13 protein-coding genes and 3 pseudogenes are annotated in these 19,000 nt (G+C 41.0%); 12 read left to right on the top strand and 4 right to left on the bottom strand.

Annotated features, from left to right (window positions below; translation table 11 throughout):
• The first annotated feature begins 416 nt into the window (after positions 1-416).
• Positions 417-1,088: a DNA mismatch repair endonuclease MutH gene (gene mutH, locus JCM15074_RS01680; RefSeq protein ID WP_037468819.1), complete on the top strand. Its 672-nt coding sequence runs from the start codon at positions 417-419 to the stop codon at positions 1,086-1,088.
• A gap of 111 nt (positions 1,089-1,199) precedes the next feature.
• Positions 1,200-2,266: pseudogene (locus JCM15074_RS20455) on the top strand (adenylate/guanylate cyclase domain-containing protein).
• A gap of 73 nt (positions 2,267-2,339) precedes the next feature.
• Here the strand turns inward: JCM15074_RS20455 and oxyR are convergent.
• The 3 genes and pseudogenes from oxyR to mnmL form a co-directional block, all read right to left on the bottom strand.
• Positions 2,340-3,251, bottom strand: a complete 912-nt coding sequence (oxyR, locus tag JCM15074_RS01670; protein WP_025819563.1) for a hydrogen peroxide-inducible genes transcriptional activator OxyR — start codon at positions 3,249-3,251, stop codon at positions 2,340-2,342.
• 299 nt (positions 3,252-3,550) lie between these two features.
• Positions 3,551-3,916, bottom strand: coding sequence for an Hpt domain-containing protein (locus JCM15074_RS01665; RefSeq protein WP_025819562.1), 366 nt, complete (start codon positions 3,914-3,916; stop codon positions 3,551-3,553).
• A gap of 154 nt (positions 3,917-4,070) precedes the next feature.
• Positions 4,071-4,978: pseudogene (gene mnmL, locus JCM15074_RS20450) on the bottom strand (tRNA modification radical SAM protein MnmL/YtqA).
• Positions 4,979-5,418: 440 nt separating this feature from the next.
• Here mnmL and gltB point away from each other — a divergent pair.
• The 8 genes and pseudogenes from gltB (at position 5,419) to JCM15074_RS01620 (ending at position 15,156) form a co-directional block, all read left to right on the top strand.
• Positions 5,419-9,872, top strand: a pseudogene (gene gltB / locus JCM15074_RS20445) (glutamate synthase large subunit).
• Between the two features lie 5 nt (positions 9,873-9,877).
• Positions 9,878-11,287, top strand: a complete 1,410-nt coding sequence (locus JCM15074_RS01650) for a glutamate synthase small subunit GltD family protein (protein ID WP_037468910.1) — start codon at positions 9,878-9,880, stop codon at positions 11,285-11,287.
• 117 nt (positions 11,288-11,404) lie between these two features.
• Entirely contained in the window at positions 11,405-12,097 is a 693-nt protein-coding gene (gene mtnN / locus JCM15074_RS01645; protein WP_025819560.1) for a 5'-methylthioadenosine/S-adenosylhomocysteine nucleosidase, read from the top strand.
• A gap of 18 nt (positions 12,098-12,115) precedes the next feature.
• Entirely contained in the window at positions 12,116-13,105 is a 990-nt protein-coding gene (locus JCM15074_RS01640) for a cobalamin biosynthesis protein (RefSeq protein WP_025819559.1), read from the top strand.
• Between the two features lie 67 nt (positions 13,106-13,172).
• A complete protein-coding gene (locus JCM15074_RS01635; RefSeq protein ID WP_025819558.1) occupies positions 13,173-13,547 on the top strand; it encodes a DUF2721 domain-containing protein in 375 nt (124 codons plus the stop codon).
• The gene (locus tag JCM15074_RS01630; protein ID WP_025819557.1) at positions 13,547-14,170 is read left to right on the top strand and encodes a trimeric intracellular cation channel family protein; all 624 of its coding nucleotides are present in this window, start codon (positions 13,547-13,549) and stop codon (positions 14,168-14,170) included. Before JCM15074_RS01635 ends, JCM15074_RS01630 begins: the two co-directional genes overlap by 1 nt.
• 68 nt (positions 14,171-14,238) lie before the next feature.
• Entirely contained in the window at positions 14,239-14,649 is a 411-nt protein-coding gene (locus tag JCM15074_RS01625) for a nuclear transport factor 2 family protein (RefSeq protein WP_084266930.1), read from the top strand.
• 78 nt (positions 14,650-14,727) lie between these two features.
• A complete protein-coding gene (locus tag JCM15074_RS01620) occupies positions 14,728-15,156 on the top strand; it encodes a hypothetical protein (protein WP_025819555.1) in 429 nt (142 codons plus the stop codon).
• Here JCM15074_RS01620 and tyrS read toward each other — a convergent pair whose 3' ends face one another.
• Complete coding sequence (gene tyrS, locus JCM15074_RS01615) at positions 15,157-16,353, bottom strand: tyrosine--tRNA ligase (protein ID WP_025819554.1); 1,197 nt, start codon at positions 16,351-16,353, stop codon at positions 15,157-15,159.
• 128 nt (positions 16,354-16,481) lie between these two features.
• Here tyrS and JCM15074_RS01610 point away from each other — a divergent pair, with 128 nt between their 5' ends.
• Positions 16,482-17,891: a peptidoglycan DD-metalloendopeptidase family protein gene (locus tag JCM15074_RS01610; protein ID WP_025819553.1), complete on the top strand. Its 1,410-nt coding sequence runs from the start codon at positions 16,482-16,484 to the stop codon at positions 17,889-17,891.
• Complete coding sequence (locus JCM15074_RS01605) at positions 17,891-19,000, top strand: anhydro-N-acetylmuramic acid kinase (protein ID WP_025819552.1); 1,110 nt, start codon at positions 17,891-17,893, stop codon at positions 18,998-19,000. Before JCM15074_RS01610 ends, JCM15074_RS01605 begins: the two co-directional genes overlap by 1 nt.

Raw genomic sequence — 19,000 nt, 5'->3', positions numbered from 1 at the left:
CGTTAAAAAAACAGTGTAATAAACAATATTGAACACTTTTTAAACAACAACAAAAGTACTGTATAAGCTGAATGAAAAATCATCTTATTTTCTCAAAAATAAAAAAAAATCAATGAAGATTTGATTATTAAAGCGATAATATTTACGTTGACATCAAGTTTACATTGCAGTAACTCGCTTTTTTGTAAAGTTATCCCACATTTCTGTGGATAACTATGTGGGGAACGAGGGGAAATATTATTAATATTGGTAAAAAAAAATAACCTTTCTGACAACCCTAGATTAATTAGTTTAATTACAGTACCTTACAAACATTCCATTAGTGTTATATATTCCCCGAACCAAGGTGAGCATTTTATAACCACTTCATTAATCGCTACAATAATCTTAACTAAACTAAATTAATGACACATACAATGAAACAACCCGCCAGTATTGATGAATTAATGCAACGCGCTCGAGATATGGCCGGACTCACCTTAGGTCAACTTGCCGATGAGCATAATTTGCAAACACCAACCAGCTTGGTTAGAGACAAAGGCTGGATTGGCCAATTAATGGAACTAGAACTGGGGGCAACAGCAGGTTCAAAACCCCAGCAAGACTTCTTGCATTTAGGGGTAGAACTAAAAACAATCCCACTCGGTCAAAATGGTAAACCTCTTGAAACCACTTATGTATGCGTCGCCCCATTAACTAATATCAGTGGCCTCACTTGGGAACATAGTTTGGTGTACCATAAGCTACAGCAAGTGTTATGGATCCCCATTCAAGGTGACCGTAAAATTGCAGTCAAAGATCGACAAATAGGTACGCCAATACTATGGCGTCCAAATCAACAAGAGAGACAGCAATTACAGCAAGATTGGGAAGAAATTATGGAACAAATTGCCTTAGGTAAAGCGGAAAAATTGACCGCTCGACACGGCGAAGTATTACAACTAAGACCTAAAGCGGCGAATAGCAAAGTAGTGACTGAATCTATTGCAGAAAATGGACAAATTAAATTAATCAATCCGAGGGGGTTTTATCTTAAAACTCAATTTACTGCGCAGATAATTTCTCGATTTTTAAGCGAACAGAGTTAACAGTTGCTGCAAGCTTGATTAAGATCACATATAGCACTAGCCAGAACCTTAATCATTCTATAAACTACCGCCTCATCTCAGTGATTGTTGTACTAGGATTATCTTTTCGAAGTGAAAGCCCAACAGCAGGCAAAAAAATTAGTTTTTGCAATTTTTGCATGGACCGGTGCCATGGCGGCATTTGTATTCTTCCGCTACGCACAATCAACCGACTTACCCCAATGGGCTGTCGGCTCTGCTGATTTAATGACTTTAGCTATCTATATGGGTATTATTTTTGGCAGTCTCCATTGGATGTCTAACTTAATAGCCGACTTCAGCGCGATTAACCGTCTTCCTTATATATTCTCAGTTATTTTCAAAGGACTTTTCTTACTTCTTGGCGCGACAACTCTCGCATATCTAACTCAGTTCTTAAACATGTGGGCAATTGAAAACCACATGGCGACACTGAGACAAATGCTCAGTTCTCATATTTTATATAGCCCATCATTCCAAGCATTAATTGTTTACCTTGTCATTGTTCGTATTGGTTTAGCCTTTATCGAACAGATGGCGCTTCTTGTTGGCCCACGAGTATTACTTAACATTGGTTAGGTAAGTATCATCAACCACGTTATGAACAGCGCTTATTTCTGTATCTAGATATGGTTGCATCGACCACGCACGCTGAATCTTTAGGTGATTATCGATTTAGTCGACTTATTCAAGATAGCTTTAGCCTACTTGCCGATACTGTTGATAATAACGAGGCTGAAATATACCGTTACATGGGTGATGCAGTACTGATCCATTGGCCACTTAAGCAAGGCATCATTAAAGATAGATCGATGAATATCTATTATGAATTTAGCCAGCAACTTAATTGGCAACGTCATTATTTTGAAGAGCATTATGGCTTTGTACCAAAATTCAAAGCCGCGGCACATTGTGGCCAAGTCGTGGCTGCGGTAGTGGGTGTTCAAAAGCAAGAGATCAGCTTTTTTAGTGATGTATTAAATACCCTCGCTAGACTTCAAGATCAATGTAATCCACTCGGTCAAAGAATGTTAATGTCAGGTGCATTGGCTAACCGTATCGAACGTCAAGATTCAAAGTATAACTTACATAACTTAGGACCGATGATCCTTAAAGGTAAACAGCATTCTATTGATGTTTATGGCGTTTCACCAAAATAATAACTAATGCCAACACCCCAAATATTGGATATAAAAAAAGCACCACTATGGTGCTTTTTTGCTATATAAAATCTTACTTTGGTTCTTGTTCTAGTAGCTTTTGAATTTCTAAGCCTAACGTTCTAAAAGTTAGAATACGGCTTGTCGTCTGGCGCCACACTAATCCAATATCACGATACGGTGTTTCGCCCGGAGGATTCTTAACGACCAAGTCAGTATCATGAAGAATACCCGCATCTATCGCCATTTGCGGTAGGAAGGTGGTACCTAATTTACTATTCACCATCTGCACTAAGGTATGCAAACTTGTTGCTGCAAATGGATTTACCTTTGCGCTATCCCCTAATTGACAAGCAGTGATAGCATGCCCAGTAATACAATGCTCACCTTGTAATAAGAAGATACTTTGATCAGGTAACATCTGATAATCTAAAGGCTCTGAAATTTCAGCATCTAAATCCTTGTGAACCACCATCTTAAATGGATCAATACCCACTTTCATACTGTGATAACCGCGAGTATCAACGGGTAAAGCAAGAATTAAAAGATCTAACTGCCCTTTACCTAATGCTTCTAATAAACGTTCTGTGGTGTCTTCTTTCAATAATAAACTTAAGTCAGGATAGGTTTGCTGACAGTGCCTTACCACTCGACTTAATAAGAAAGGTGCAATAGTAGGAATACAACCTAGGCGAATTTCGCCTGTCATTGGTTCACCTTGGTTTTTAACCAACTCAACTAAATCATCAACATCAGTCAAGATTTTACGAGAGCGTTGTACGACTTCTTCACCGATCGCGGTAAACATAAATGACTTATGATCACGCTCAATCAATTGATGCCCTAATTGCTCTTCAAGGTTTTGAATACCACTTGATAAGGTAGATTGGCTCACAAAAGATAATTTTGCAGCACGATTAAAATTCTGTTCTTGGTGTAAGTTCACCAAGTAATAGAGGTTTTTTAAACTGGGTAAATGCTTCATTTTGCCAACGACCATTAAAAATATGATTAATAAGCTGATCAAACTCTATCATAATTAAATGCAAGCAATTGATAATTTGATCAGTTAATGCAATTTTAATACGAAAAAGTCTGGAATATTTATGAGTAAATCATAACAAATTTAGTAGTATAAACAGAATTTTTATCAAGCTAATACAAATTAATATTCAGTTTATTCTAATGAATAATTCTCATTAAAAATAAACAGTACAAATAGCAATCAGCAAATAAAAATAGCGTCGAAAGACGCTATAAATAAAGACAACACTGACTTAACGTTTAAGCTTTAGCTTGTAAATAAGCTTTGAGTTGTTGCAGATCTTCGTTTGAGAATCTCACAATTGCTTGTAACCACTCTTGATGTTCACTCGCCCAAGCCGGCTCGTTGCCATGTTGTAACAGTTGCGCATATTCACGAATACGCTTTAGACCAACTGAACCAGCAGCACCTTTAAACTTATGCGCTTCAGCACATAGAGTATCTTTGTCGTTAGCGTCAAATGCAGTTTGCAGATTACCTACATATTCAGGCATTAACTGCTCAAATAAAACAACACTTTTTAATAATGTACCCGCGCCAATGGCACTACAATATTGTTCCAGAGTTGTTAGGTCTAAAATTGTATCTAATTCCGCTGATGCCATCGAAAGGCCCCTCTTTGCGTTACAAAATATCCAATACCCAGCTTATAATACGCTGTTATATGGCAATCGCAACCACCCACAAAAAATCAAACCAAACAATAAACAATGACAACAACTAAGATAAATAGGAAACAAAACGTATCAATTTAGCAACTTAAATAAGTGCCTCACCTTGACCACCATGAGCAGCTAAATTATCAACAATAGCCACTAGCCCATTCCAGCGATAACCACACCAATCTGGCCCTAATAACATTGGTTTTTTAGCATAAGCCGTGACTCGATGAAAAATAATTTCTTTTGGCGTGTGGCGGATCATCTCTGAAGCAGAGTAACTATAGTCTTCAAGTGTTAGCAGTTGCATTTTTCCAGCACGCCAAGCTTTAGCCATCACACTTCCTTCGACGATATGTAAAGGATGCAGTTTTAGACCATCAACACCAGTCTCTAATACCTTAGCCAAAGTTTGCATATAATCTTGATGCGCTTCACCCGGTAACCCCAAAATTAAATGTGTGCATACCTTTAAACCTAAAGCACGAGCTCGGGTAACAGTATCAGCATAGGTTGCAAAGTCATGACCCCGATTAATACGTTTTAAAGTGGCATCATTAGCGCTTTGTAGACCCAGCTCAAGCCACACATCAATACCTTGTTGTTGATAGCTCACTAATAATGCTAATACGTCATCAGAAACGCAATCTGGTCGAGTACCAACACATAAACCAACAATATCAGCTTCTTGAATCGCTTGATCATATTTTTGTTTGAGTAGCTGATACTCATCATAGGTACTGGTATATGCTTGAAAATACGCAATATACTTTGAAGGTTTTTTAACTAATCTGGCACGACCTTGGCTCAATTGCTCAGTAATCGTGAGTTCAGTACGATGTTCAGCACTAAATGAGGCAACATTACAAAAGGTGCAGCCACCACGACCAAGCGTCCCATCCCTATTGGGCAGGTAAACTTAGCATCGATAGTTAACTTACGTAAGCGCTCGCCATATTTATCACGGCAAACAGCGCCAAAAGTATTTACAAATTTATCCAGCCCCATTGTAGCCTCAGTCATCACAATACAACCCAGTATTATACTGTTTACTGCACTATATTACTCTGTACTTAATCAAGAAATTTACCCTTTCAATCATTTTAAATAAAAAATCATTATTTATGAATACTCATTCATCCATTCAATTATTTGTTAAACATCAACTGTTTTTTGTATAGCCTTCAGTTAGTCGTTTGATTACAAATAATATAAAACCCTAAATTATGCTTTTATTCAGTAACCTACAACATCAACAAATACAGTTTACGTAAAGGTAATATGTTAAATTTATTGATAACATTAATAATTCACCTCTAATTTATGTAAAAATGTTGTTTGACCTTTGCAGGTTATCAGGATAATTTTACAAGTCATCATGAATAATTATTGTAAATAACGATAACTAGAATCTAGTCGGTAAATGTCTGGTAGACAGGGAGACCTTTATGAGCTTGTATCACCCTAGCTTCGAACGCGAAAATTGCGGCTTTGGCTTAATAGCCCAAATGGATGGAGAAGCGAGCCATAAAATTATACGTACAGCCATTCATGGATTGGACCGTATGAAACATCGTGGTGGTATTGCGGCAGACGGAAAAACAGGTGATGGTTGCGGTTTATTAATGCAATTACCTACAGGTTTTTTTGAAGCTATAGCCAAAGAAAATGAATGGCATTTAAGCCGAAAGTTTGCGGTAGGAATGTTATTTCTAAGTCCTGATCCCGATAAAGCCAATTTTGCCAAACAACAAATAGAACAAGAGTTGGCAAAAGAAACTCTTGGCATCGCTGGTTGGCGAGAAGTCCCCATTGACGCATCAGTTTTAGGGGAAATAGGTAAAGCAAGCCTACCCAATATTGTACAAATCCTAATTAACTCACCGATAGGTTGGCGTGAAAAAGATTTGGAACGCCGCCTTTATATGGCTCGTCGCCGAATAGAGCAAACCATTGAACAAGAAGATGATGATGACTTTTATATCGCCAGCCTATCAGGCCAAGTCATCGTTTATAAAGGGTTAATGTTACCTGCTGATTTACCTCATTTTTATCCTGATCTTGCCGATATTCGCTTACAGAGTGCAATTTGCTTATTCCACCAGCGATTCTCGACCAATACCTCACCTAAATGGCCACTAGCACAGCCTTTTAGATACTTAGCCCATAATGGTGAAATTAATACCATTACCAGTAATCGACAATGGGCTAAAGCACGAGCCTATAAATTCAGTTCACCTTTGCTACCTGATCTACAACAAGCCGCCCCCTTTGTTAATCAGTCTGGTTCCGACTCCTCATCACTTGATAATATGGTCGAAATGCTACTGTCTGGCGGAATGGATATATATCGCGCCATGCGCTTACTAATTCCACCAGCATGGCAAAGTAATCCAGAAATGGATGATGAACTAAAAGCATTTTATGACTTTAATTCAATGCATATGGAACCATGGGATGGGCCAGCAGGTATTGTGATGACCAATGGCCGACATGTTGCCTGCGCAGTTGATCGTAATGGCCTACGTCCTTCACGTTATATTATCACTAAGGATCGGATTTTAACGCTAGCCTCCGAGGTGGGCATTTGGGATTATGCCGCGGATGAGGTAATTGAAAAGGGCCGTGTCGGCCCAGGCGAACTATTGGTTCTCGACTCCCATACCGGTAAGTTGCTCTCTTCATTTGAAATTGATAATGACCTAAAACGACGCCATCCATACAAAGAATGGATGAATAAGAATAGTCAGGTGCTTATTCCTGCTGAGGAAATGGGGCAAGATGAGTTAGGTGTCATAGAATATCAAGCCGATACACTACAACAATATCAAAAGCTATTTGGTTATAGCCGTGAAGAACTTGAGCAAGTTATCTGGGTACTTGCCTATAAAGGTGAAGAAGCAACGGCGTCAATGGGCGATGATACGCCAATGGCGGTATTATCCCAGCAATCGCGCTCGCTATACGATTACTTCAGACAAAAATTTGCGCAGGTTACCAATCCCCCCATTGATCCATTACGAGAAAAACATGTGATGTCACTGGCAACCTGTGTCGGTCGTGAACAAAACCTGTTTAATGAAACTACAGGCCAAGCTTACCGTGTCATGTTTAACTCACCTATTCTCATGTTTAGTGACTTTAATCAGTTGATGCGTTTAGATAAATCCTACTACCGCGCCAATACTATCGACTTAAACTACTATCATGATGAAGGATTAGAAGCAGCCATCAAACGTATTTGTATTGAGGCGCGTCGTCTAGCCCGCTCTGGCACAACTTTATTAGTCCTGTCGGACAGAGCCATTGATCAATCAACGTCAGTGATCCCTGCGGCAATGGCCGTAGGTGCAGTGCAACAAGTACTGGTTGATAACCAACTCCGCTGCGATACCAATATTATTGTCGAAACCGCATCAGCTCGTGATCCGCACCATTTTGCCGTATTACTGGGTTTCGGAGCGACAGCGATTTACCCCTATTTGGTATATGAATCAATTGCAGAATTAGCGCTTAGACAAGGTGAAAAGCAACACTATCAATTAATGCTCAACTACCGTTTAGGCATTGAAAAAGGGCTACGTAAAATTATGTCGAAAATGGGCATAAGTACAGTTGGTTCCTATCGATGTTCACAACAATTTGAAGCCGTAGGTTTAGCTGAGGATGTTGTGGCACTCTGTTTTAACGGGGTAATAAGTCGTATCCAAGGCGCTAGCTTTAGTCATATTGAACAGATGAACAAGCGTAACCATAAACAAGCGTTTAGCGCACATATCCCATTATCTCAAGGTGGATTACTCAAATATGTCGCTAATAGTGAATACCACTGTTTTAATCCTGATGTGGTTAACTCATTACAGCAAGCATTAATAAATAAGGATTATGACGCCTATAAGCAATTTGCCAAACTGGTTGATAATCGGCCTATTGCGACCTTACGCGACCTATTCGTTGTAAGCCCTCAACAATCAGCCATCGAACTCAACCAAGTTGAAAATGCAGATAAGTTATATCCAAGATTTGATACTGCCGCCATGAGTATCGGCGCGCTTAGTCCAGAGGCTCACGAGGCACTAGCTGTCGGTATGAATCGTCTCGGTGGTCGTTCAAATTCAGGTGAAGGTGGAGAAGATCCAAGCCGGTTTAACAGTGAAAGAAACTCAGCTATTAAACAAATTGCATCAGGTCGTTTTGGTGTCACCGCCCATTACTTAATCAACGCTGATGTTTTACAAATTAAAGTCGCCCAAGGCGCAAAGCCTGGCGAAGGTGGGCAATTACCTGGCGATAAAGTCAGTATTGAAATTGCAGGCTTACGCCACTCCCGCCCAGGAGTGACATTAATTTCACCTCCCCCACACCATGACATTTACTCAATTGAAGATTTAGCACAGCTTATTTTCGATCTGAAACAGATTAACCCGACGGCGCTAGTCTCTGTCAAATTAGTCTCGGCTCCCGGTGTTGGCACCATTGCAACGGGCGTAGCTAAAGCATATGCCGATATGATAACAATTTCAGGTTACGATGGTGGCACAGGCGCAAGCCCGGTCACCTCAGTCAAATATGCTGGTAGCCCTTGGGAACTAGGCTTAGCTGAAACCCATCAAGCTCTGGTTGCTAATGGGCTTAGACACAAAATTCGTTTGCAAGTCGATGGCGGTTTAAAAACGGGATTAGATGTGGTTAAAGCCGCCATGTTAGGTGCTGAAAGCTTTGGTTTTGGCACCGTTCCTATGATTGCATTGGGTTGTAAATATCTGCGAATTTGTCATCTGAATAACTGTGCTACAGGGGTCGCGACTCAGAATAAACTATTACGCGACAAACACTATCATGGCTTACCAGAGAGAGTAATGACTTACTTCGAGTTTATTGCTTTAGAAGTCAGAGAGTTAATGGCACAGCTTGGTGTTACAGAGTTTAATCAACTGATTGGCCGCAGTGATTGGTTAACAACAATCGCAGGACAAACCGAAAAACAACAAAGTCTAGATTTATCTGCAATCTTATTAAAACCTGAAGTATCGGCAGATACTGATGTCACATGGCAAACAAGCAACAAGCCAAGTGACAAAGGTCAATTAAATCAAAAGTTAGCACAATTGTGTGCAGAACATATCAAGCAAGGTAGTGCTGTCAGCTTTAACTTACCCATTAATAATACCGATCGTTCGGTAGGCGCATTTATCTCAGGCTTAATGGCGCAACGTTATGCCACCCAAAAAATCGAGCCACTGCTTGAAATTAACTTTAGTGGTAGTGCGGGTCAAAGTTTTGGAGTTTGGAATAACGCAGGCATCAGTTTAAAGCTAAAAGGTGATGCCAACGATTATGTGGGTAAGGGAATGTCTGGCGGATTAATTACAATATCGCTCCTATTGGTAGCGCTTTTAATAGTGAGCGCTCAACAATATTAGGGAATACCTGCCTTTATGGTGCGACTGGCGGTCAACTTTATGCGGCGGGTCAAGCTGGTGAACGTTTTGCCGTGCGTAACTCTGGTGCAATAGCTGTCGTAGAAGGTTTAGGTGATAACGGCTGTGAATATATGACAGGCGGCATTGTCGTCGTACTCGGTCAAACTGGCGTTAACTTTGGCGCAGGTATGACTGGTGGTTTTGCTTATGTATTTGACCAGCATCGCCAATTCAACCGCCGCGTCAATAAAGAGTTAGTCGATATACAAGCTGTTAGTCAGCCTATACACCAACAACATTTAAAACAGTTAATCGAGCAACATGTGCAACACACTGGTAGTGAACATGCACAAATGATTTTAAGTGATTTTAATAATTGGCTTGATTATTTTGTGCTGGTGAAACCGACCAATATGGATGTGCAAGAATTGCTACAAGCTGACTTCACGCAAGCAGCTATTGCAGTTAACGCGGGGTAATAATGATGAGTAATGATTTCCAATTTATTGAAGTCGGCCGTCATGAGCCGCAAAAGCAACCGATAAATAAACGAACGGTCGAGTTTATTGAAATTTATCAACCGTTTGAGCAACAACAAGTGGATGCGCAAGCTGACCGTTGTCTCGATTGTGGTAACCCTTATTGTGAATGGAAATGCCCATTACACAATTATATTCCCAACTGGCTTAAATTAGCCAAACAAGGCCGCATACTTGAAGCGGCTGACTTAGTGCATGAAACCAATACCCTGCCAGAAATATGTGGCCGCGTCTGTCCACAAGATAGGCTTTGTGAGGGCGCTTGTACCTTGAATGATGAGTTTGGTGCAGTCACTATCGGTAACGTTGAAAAATACATTACCGATACCGCAATCGCACAAGGCTGGCGGCCCGATATGAGCCGAGTCAATCAACGGCCAGAGAGAGTCGCCATTGTCGGAGCAGGCCCTGCCGGACTTGGCTGCGCTGATATTTTGGCAAGACAAGGTATTCAAGTTGAAGTTTTTGATAAATATCCTGAAATTGGAGGATTACTGACTTATGGCATCCCCTCTTTTAAACTGGATAAAAGCGTCATGGTCACTCGCAGAAAAGTGCTTGAAGGGATGGGGATTAAGTTCAGACTCAATACCACAATAGGTCAAGATATTCCATTTTCAGAGCTGCTGGAACAATATGATGCGGTATTCTTAGGCATGGGCACTTACACCGCCATGAACGCCAATATTGAGGGCGAACAAGCACAAGGGGTTTACCAAGCTCTGCCTTATCTTATCGGTAATACTTATCACGTGATGGCCGAGCAATCTGCGCAATATCCCTATTTGAATCTACAGGGGCAGCGAGTCGTGGTGCTTGGCGGTGGCGATACTGCAATGGATTGCGTGCGTACCGCGATTCGTCAAGGTGCCCAAAAAGTCACCTGCTTGTATCGCCGTGACCAACAAAATATGCCGGGTTCCCGTCGCGAGGTGCAAAATGCCAAAGAGGAAGGCGTCGAGTTTCAATTCAATTGTCAGCCAACGTCTATTAAACAGCAAGATGGCACAGTAGTAGGAATTGAGTGGGTCAAAACTAAGCTTGGTGAAAAAGATGCTTCTGGCCGGCAAACACCAGAAATAATACAAGGCAGCGACACCATTACAGATGCAGATGCCGTTATTATCGCTTTTGGTTTTCAACCTAGCCCAGCACCATGGTTAGCTGATTTTAATATTGAGCTAGATGATTGGGGCCGAGTCAAAGCAGCTCAGCAGCAGGATAATCCATTTCAAACCACACAAGCTAAAGTGTTTGCTGGTGGTGATATGGTAAGAGGATCTGATTTAGTCGTTACCGCCATTGCAGAAGGCCGTGAGGCTGCAATGGGTATTTTAAATTATTTAGACCAATAAACGCTGATTCGATACCTGATAAAGCACACCTGACGGTGTGCTTTTTACTGTTTGAAATCCCGTTGCATGTTATATTATCGGCAAATTATCTCGACACTATCAACAATAGGTAACTTAATGAAAATTGGTATTATCGGCGCTATGGAGCCAGAAGTTGTTCATCTAATTCAATCGATGACTGATGCACAAACTCAAGTGATTGCAGGCATTGAATTTACAGCTGGCACATTAAACGGTAAACAAGTTATTGTCACTCGTTCAGGTATTGGTAAAGTTGCCGCAAGTATTGCAACCACATTACTTATTGAAAAATATGCCCCTGATATGATCATTAATACAGGTTCAGCAGGTGGTTTTGTTGATGAGTTAGCCATTGGCGATATCGTTATTTCAACTGAAGTACGTCATCATGATGTTGATGTAACTGCATTTGGTTATGAGATTGGTCAAATGGCCCAGCAACCTGCTGCATTTGTCGCGGATGCTAACTTAATTGCTGCAGCAAAAGCCGCGGTCGCTGAACTTGGCGAAGTTAAAACCATTGAAGGTTTAATCTGTACAGGCGATAGTTTTATTTGCGATCCAGAGCGCACTAAACTGATGTTAGCTCACTTCCCGACAATGGCAGCATGTGAGATGGAAGGCGCTGCTATTGCACAGGTTTGTCATCAATTTGGTATTCCATTTGTTGTTATCCGTTCACTATCTGACAACGCTAATAATGACTCGCCAGTCGATTTTGATAGCTATATTGTTAAAGCGGGTCACCATTCAGCACTGATGGTAATGGCATTACTAAACCAGCTATAAATTAACAAAAGAGATTTGATGGAAAAGGAATTCATTCAACATCTATTTGAGCAAGACCACTACTTGTTAGCGCCTTTTGTTGCGGTATTATGCGCATGGGCGCTTGCTTATCTTGCTCCACTCCCAAAGCAGTTACAGCCACTGCTTTGGTTTAATCGCATTGCGCTCTTATTCGCCAGTAAAGTGAATCATCCACAGCGAAGTACTCAACAACGATATGTGGCGGGTATACTTGCCTGTAGCATATTAATCATCCCAATCATCATTTTTATTAGCGTATTCCAATACTTGGTTGCCTTTGAATATCTGTATGAAATTCTGATTATTTACTTGTGCTTACAACCGCAACAACATAAAAAAATAACGCAATATATGGTGCAAGCCCAGTTGCAACATGCGCCTGATATCGCCAAAAAACAATTACAGACGATGGTTGATTATAACTGCCAGCAACTATCCAACATTGGCCTTAATAAAGCGATTATTAGTTGGCTATTGACCTCGGCATGTTATGAAACAGTCGGCTTAATCCTGGCGTACTTCATTGGCGGGTTACCGCTGTTGTTACTTGCCATATTGAGCCATCGTCTTAATATCGCATGGTCAGAGCTGAATCCACATTACCATAACTTTGGCCAAGCCATTGCGACACTGAAACAATGGTTATTTTGGTTACCGAGTCGGTTATGGGGCTTAACGTTAATCATGGTCAATATGGGGCATGATTATCGGCTCCTGTTCAAGCCGCTTAATGACCGCCCCGTGAGTCAAACCAATAATGGTTACATTGAACGAATTACGGCAGCAATTTTATCCATAGAACTGGGTGGTCCTAAACAATACCAACAACATAAAGTCAGACTGGCTAAGCAAACTTTCGGGCAACCGCCAACCTCTGGCGATGTCATAAAAGCGATTAAGTATTACCTAATGGGGATCACAATCTGGCTATATGTTTTAGTGCTACTCCCTATAATTTGGATATTTATAAGGTATTTACAATTTTAACTTGTTTAGCATAGGTTTATAATTTGCTAAAACTAATAACAAAATAGGTTTAACCGTGTTTGATCATCTGCATATTTCACTAACAACACCAGCCCTCTTATTTCCAGCTATTTCCTTATTACTGCTGGCTTATACCAATCGTTTTTTCTCATTGGCAGCCTTAATCCGTAACTTAAGTAGCGCTCACCAACCCGTAAATAAAGAGCAAATAAAAAATCTAAAACAACGAATTAGCATTATTAGACGCATGCAAGAAGCTGGTGTACTCAGCTTTGCTTTATGCGTATTAACCATGTTTCTGCTCTATATTGGCTTTAACAAAACTGGTTCGATGATTTTTGGTGCCAGTTTACTACTACTTTTATATTCATTAATTTTATCTGTCATTGAAATCCGTATCTCAGTTGATGCGCTTAACATCCACCTCAAAGAGCTAAGTTAATGCCGAGTTGGGTCTATATTTTCGATTTGATTGGCACTGGTGTTTTTGCACTGACAGGTGCCATTGGCGCAAGACGTTATCGTATGGACCCTTTTGGTATTTTAGTCCTTGCAGCTGTAACAGCCGTAGGCGGTGGCAGCATTCGTGACGCATTAATGGGAGCTACCCCGGTATTTTGGATGCTTGATATCAATTATTTAATTGTTATCTTAATCACTGTCTTATTAAGCTTCCCGTTACTCAGTCGCCCCGCTCACTTACCAAAATCAACGCTATTGATTGCGGATGCTTGTGGCCTTGCACTATTTACCGTCATTGGTACAGAGAAAGCATTAGTAATGGGATTCTCAGGCATGGTTGCAGTCATTATGGGACTGGTTACGGGAGTAGGCGGCGGCATTATTCGCGATCTATTGTGCCGCCAAGTCCCGTTGATTTTACGGACTGAAATTTATGCAACCGCATCTATTTTAGGTGGGATCTGTTTTAGTATTGGCTATATCAGCCCACTCAATGATACTTTAGTGCTGTTCATCGCCATGTGCGGTTCATTAGGGCTAAGATTAGCCGCTATTAGATGGCAACTGAGTTTGCCGGTATTTGGGTTAAGTAGTAAGAGATAATCGTGTTTCGGATAGTCGTTTTTATTAGTTTATTATGGAGCAGCATTGCCCATGCCAGTAATGGCGAGATGCCTAGAGCTCAACAATTAGCTATGCAGTATATGCAGGCCTTAACAGGTCATAACTATGATCAATTACGTCAATTTTATAATCGAGACTCGGTATTTATCGATCGTACCGCAGGCCGAGAATATACAGGTAGTCGCCATATTATTGAGTTCTTAGAGCGAGCCCATCGCGGCGTATTAGAATTTAAATTCACGGTTGAACACATGTATAACTCAGGCTCATTAGTGGTCATGATTGGTCATTATCATTTGCGAGGTCCCGGAGAACAATTCGGTAAACCCGGTAAAATTATTGAGATTGCGGTACCAGGTGTGACGACCTTAAAACTCAATATGACCACTGAGCGAATAAAAGAACACCTTGATTTTATTGACTATCAAACCATGAAAGATCAACTTTCTGCACAATAATCACTAACCACTGCAACTCATCTTCAATTTATTGGTCTTAAACAAAGTAAGTCAATATCATTGAGGAAAGGTCGAGGTATGAAGTGGTTACCTGCAATAGCCTTGCTTGGGCTAGTTTTCGCAGTCAATTGTATGGCCGATACGCCACCGATAGTCGTCTCGTATGCAGATAGACCTATTCATGCCTTTAATCAGCAACTCATTCAAGCACAACAAGCACAAGCAAGTTGGAGCACCTCTCCCGAGTCGATTAGTCAACAATATGCAGGCAGCGATTTTGCAGTAATTAGTACCAAGCAATACCAAGGCAGTACTATCACTTATAGCCTGAGCCATCCCAAACCTAATCACCCACAAATGATGATCATTTTATCCATGCGCCAAACAATGAAACAATCATGGCATTTACAATCGGCTTGGTTAACATGGAGATGTAAAAACGGCCAGAACTTTGGTACTGGCCGTTGTGTCATTGAATCCCCGCAAACGGGGCCAAGTAATAAGTAATTAGTTAAGAATCACTTTAGCAAACTTACGCTTACCTACTTGGAATACAGCAGTTAGGCCAGTATTTAATACTAGGCGGCTGTCTTCAACTTTTTCACCATCTTGCTTAACTGCGCCTTGCTTAATCATACGCATTGCATCAGAAGTTGAACCTACTAGGCCTGCTTCTTTTAACACGTTGGCAATGGCGATACCTTCACCAGCAGCAATGGTGACTTCTTCGATATCATCAGGAATCGCGCCTTTTTGGAAACGATTGATGAAGTTCTGATGAGCAGTTTCAGCGGCAGCTTCATCATGGAAACGAGCAATGATCTCTTTCGCTAATGCAATTTTCACGTCACGTGGGTTTGAACCGTCAGCAACTTGTTGCTTGAATTCAGCAATTTCAGTCAATGGACGGAATGATAGCAGCTCAAAGTAGCTCCACATCAAGTCATCTGAAATCGACATAATTTTGCCAAACATCTCATCAGTAGGCTCACTCACACCAATATAGTTATGAGCAGACTTTGACATCTTCTTGACGCCATCAAGACCAACCAATAATGGCATCATAATGACAGTTTGCGGCTTTTGACCCGCAGATTTTTGTAATTCACGACCCATCAATAAGTTAAACTTCTGATCGGTACCACCCAGTTCAACGTCTGCTTCTAAAGCAACAGAGTCGTAACCTTGTAATAGTGGATACATAAACTCATGAATCGCGATTGATTGACCTGAGCCATAACGCTTTTTAAAGTCGTCACGTTCCATCATACGCGCTACAGTTTGCTGTGAAGCTAGACGGATCATACCGGCTGCGCCTAAGTCTTCTAACCAACTTGAGTTAAATTCGATACGCGTTTTTGCTGGGTCTAAGATCTTATAAACCTGTTGCTTATAAGTTTCAGCATTGGCTAATACTTGTTCACGCGTTAATGGTGGACGAGTACTATTTTTACCACTTGGATCACCTACCATACCGGTAAAGTCACCAATTAAGAAAATCACTTCATGGCCCAGCTCTTGGAATAAACGCAATTTATTCAAAATTACCGTGTGGCCTAAGTGGATATCTGGTGCTGTAGGATCAGCACCTAGCTTAATTTTTAGAGGACGATTCTCTTTTAATTTTTCCACTAAATCCGATTCAAGTAGAATTTCATCGGTTCCACGTCTAATTTCTGCTAATACTTGGTCTAAATCAGCCATTTCGGCAGCTACTCCTAAGAGCTTTTTCACAATAATAAGTATGTGCTATGTTACTTGTTAGCCAGCACAAATGAAAGTGTGTACACTATGCAGATCTGTAAAGATTTTATAAATTGGTACCGAGGTCAATGGCAAAGCTAATTACAATATTAAAATTGCTGCCAAAAAAACATCAGATACTTTTATTCGGGATTATATTAGTTACCCTAATCATTTTATTGATCCCATCTGATAAGGTAGCAGCATCAAAACAAACAAGGGAACATGCGGCTGAGCCACAAGCATTTGAAGTTCCGCTTGCCTTTCGAACACCTAATCATCCTAACGGGAGTGCTACGGCTAGCCCTGAGCCAGTGATTGACGCCAATGCGTTAACACCGCCTACGGCTGAAAGCGGAGCAGTCGTTCCTCAACCTACGGTTCAAGAAGCACCACCGCCAGCACAGGTTGAAAAATTACATACTGAAGAGTTTGTCGTAAAAAAAGGTGACAGCCTAGCCGCATTATTTGACAGGGCTGGACTTAGCGCCCGCCAAGTTCACTACATCAGCCAACTTAATATGGCCAAACGTTACCTGCTAAAAATTATGCCGGGTGACCAAATTAGTATTATAAAAAATGACAAAAATCAGTTTGTAAAACTGGAATTTGCCATCAATAACATCGAAACCTTAGAAATCAGTAAAATTACTGATGATGACTACAAGCAAACTATCCACAAGAAAACCATTGAGCTAAAAGATAAATACGCGAGTGCCACTATTACCAGTAATTTCTGGAATGCTGCGGTCACGGCTGGCTTAACCCCAAATCAAATTATGCAACTTGCTACAATATTTGGTTGGGATGTGGACTTTGCCTTGGATATTCGTAAAGGTGATAAATTCTCATTGATTTATCAACAAGAATACTCAGATGGTAAATTTATTGGTAACGGCGACATTTTAGCCGCAGAATTTACCAACCAAGGTGAGCAATATACTGCAATTCGATACACCGACGGTAAATACTATTCGAAAGAAGGTCGTAGCATGCGTAAGGCATTCTTACGCTCACCAGTAGACTTTACCCGTGTTAGCTCTAACTTTAACCCACGTCGCCTGCACCCTGTGACCGGTCAAGTAAAAGCACATAGAGGTGTTGATTATGTAGCGCCAATTGGTACGCCGATTAAAGCTGCTGGTAGCGGCCGAGTCATTAAGTCTGCTTATAACCAATACAATGGTAATTACGTTTTTATTAAGCATAACGACACCTACACCACTAAATATCTGCATTTAACCAAACGCATGGTTAAAACAGGCCAGAGTGTTAAACAAGGGCAAGTGATTGGTACCTTAGGTAAAACAGGCCGAGTTACCGGTGCTCATTTACACTATGAGTTTATTGTAAATGGTGTACACCGTAATCCACGAACCATTACCTTACCTAAAGCTAATCCTATTGGCCGTAGCCAGCGTGAAAAATTTGCCGTGATCAGTAAAGAGATGATGGCTGAACTGAACCGTCAACAGTTAACTCAGATGGCGGCTAAGTAATGACTCAATATTATATAGGCTTAATGTCTGGTACCAGCATGGATGGTATTGATGCAGTATTAGTTGATTTTGCCAATGCGCAGCCTCAATTAATCACTCAGCACTCAATCCCATTACCAAAGCAGGTTTTGTCTGGATTACACCGTCTTTGTGCCCCGAGCCAAGATGAAATTAATACACTTGGACAACTCGATAGGCAAATGGGTGAATGCTTTGCACAAGCCGTTAATGAGCTACTCGCTAAAGCCAATATCACCCACCAGCAAGTCATCGCTATCGGCAGCCATGGTCAAACTGTTCGGCATATGCCTAATTTGAACCATGGCTTCACCTTACAAATTGGTGATGCTAATACGATTGCAGTCAACACCAATATTGATGTCATCGCAGACTTTAGACGCAAAGATATTGCACTGGGCGGACAAGGCGCACCACTTGTACCTGCATTTCATCAAGCTATTTTTAGTCATCCACAAATCGATCGTATCATTCTTAATATTGGTGGCATTGCTAATATTACTTATTTACCGAAAGATAAAACGGTGGATGTGATTGGTTTTGATACCGGTCCAGGCAATACTCTAATGGATGCTTGGATGCGCCAAACCATGCAGCAAAGTTATGATAAAGATGGTGCATTAGCTGCCAGTGGTCATACTGATGACCAATTACTCAGACAGATGTTACTGCACCCCTACTTTAGTGAAGCTTTTCCTAAAAGTACTGGTCGAGAGCTGTTTAATCGAGTTTGGTTTGAACAACAGTTATCAGAATACACACAGCGCAGTGATGCTGATATTCAGTCAACGCTTTTAGATTTTACCTGCCATAGTATCGCTAATGATATTAAAAAACTGAGTAACGAAGCTGAAGTCTATGTGTGTGGTGGTGGCGCTTTTAATACCGAATTAATGCGGCGTTTAGCGGAGCTATTACCACAACATAAACTCGCTAATACTGCCAAACTTGGCGTTTCTCCCCAGTGGGTCGAAGCCATGGCCTTTGCTTGGCTCGCGATGCGCTTTAGCACTAAGCAAACGGCTAATCTGCCAGCGGTTACTGGTGCCAGTCGTCCAGCAATTCTAGGCGCACTCTACCCTGCTAATTAA

The sequence above is a fragment of the Shewanella marina JCM 15074 genome, assembly GCF_000614975.1.
Lineage (GTDB): Bacteria > Pseudomonadota > Gammaproteobacteria > Enterobacterales > Shewanellaceae > Shewanella > Shewanella marina.
Note: the sequence above shows the minus strand (reverse complement) of the source record. Positions and strands in the feature narration are given on the sequence as shown.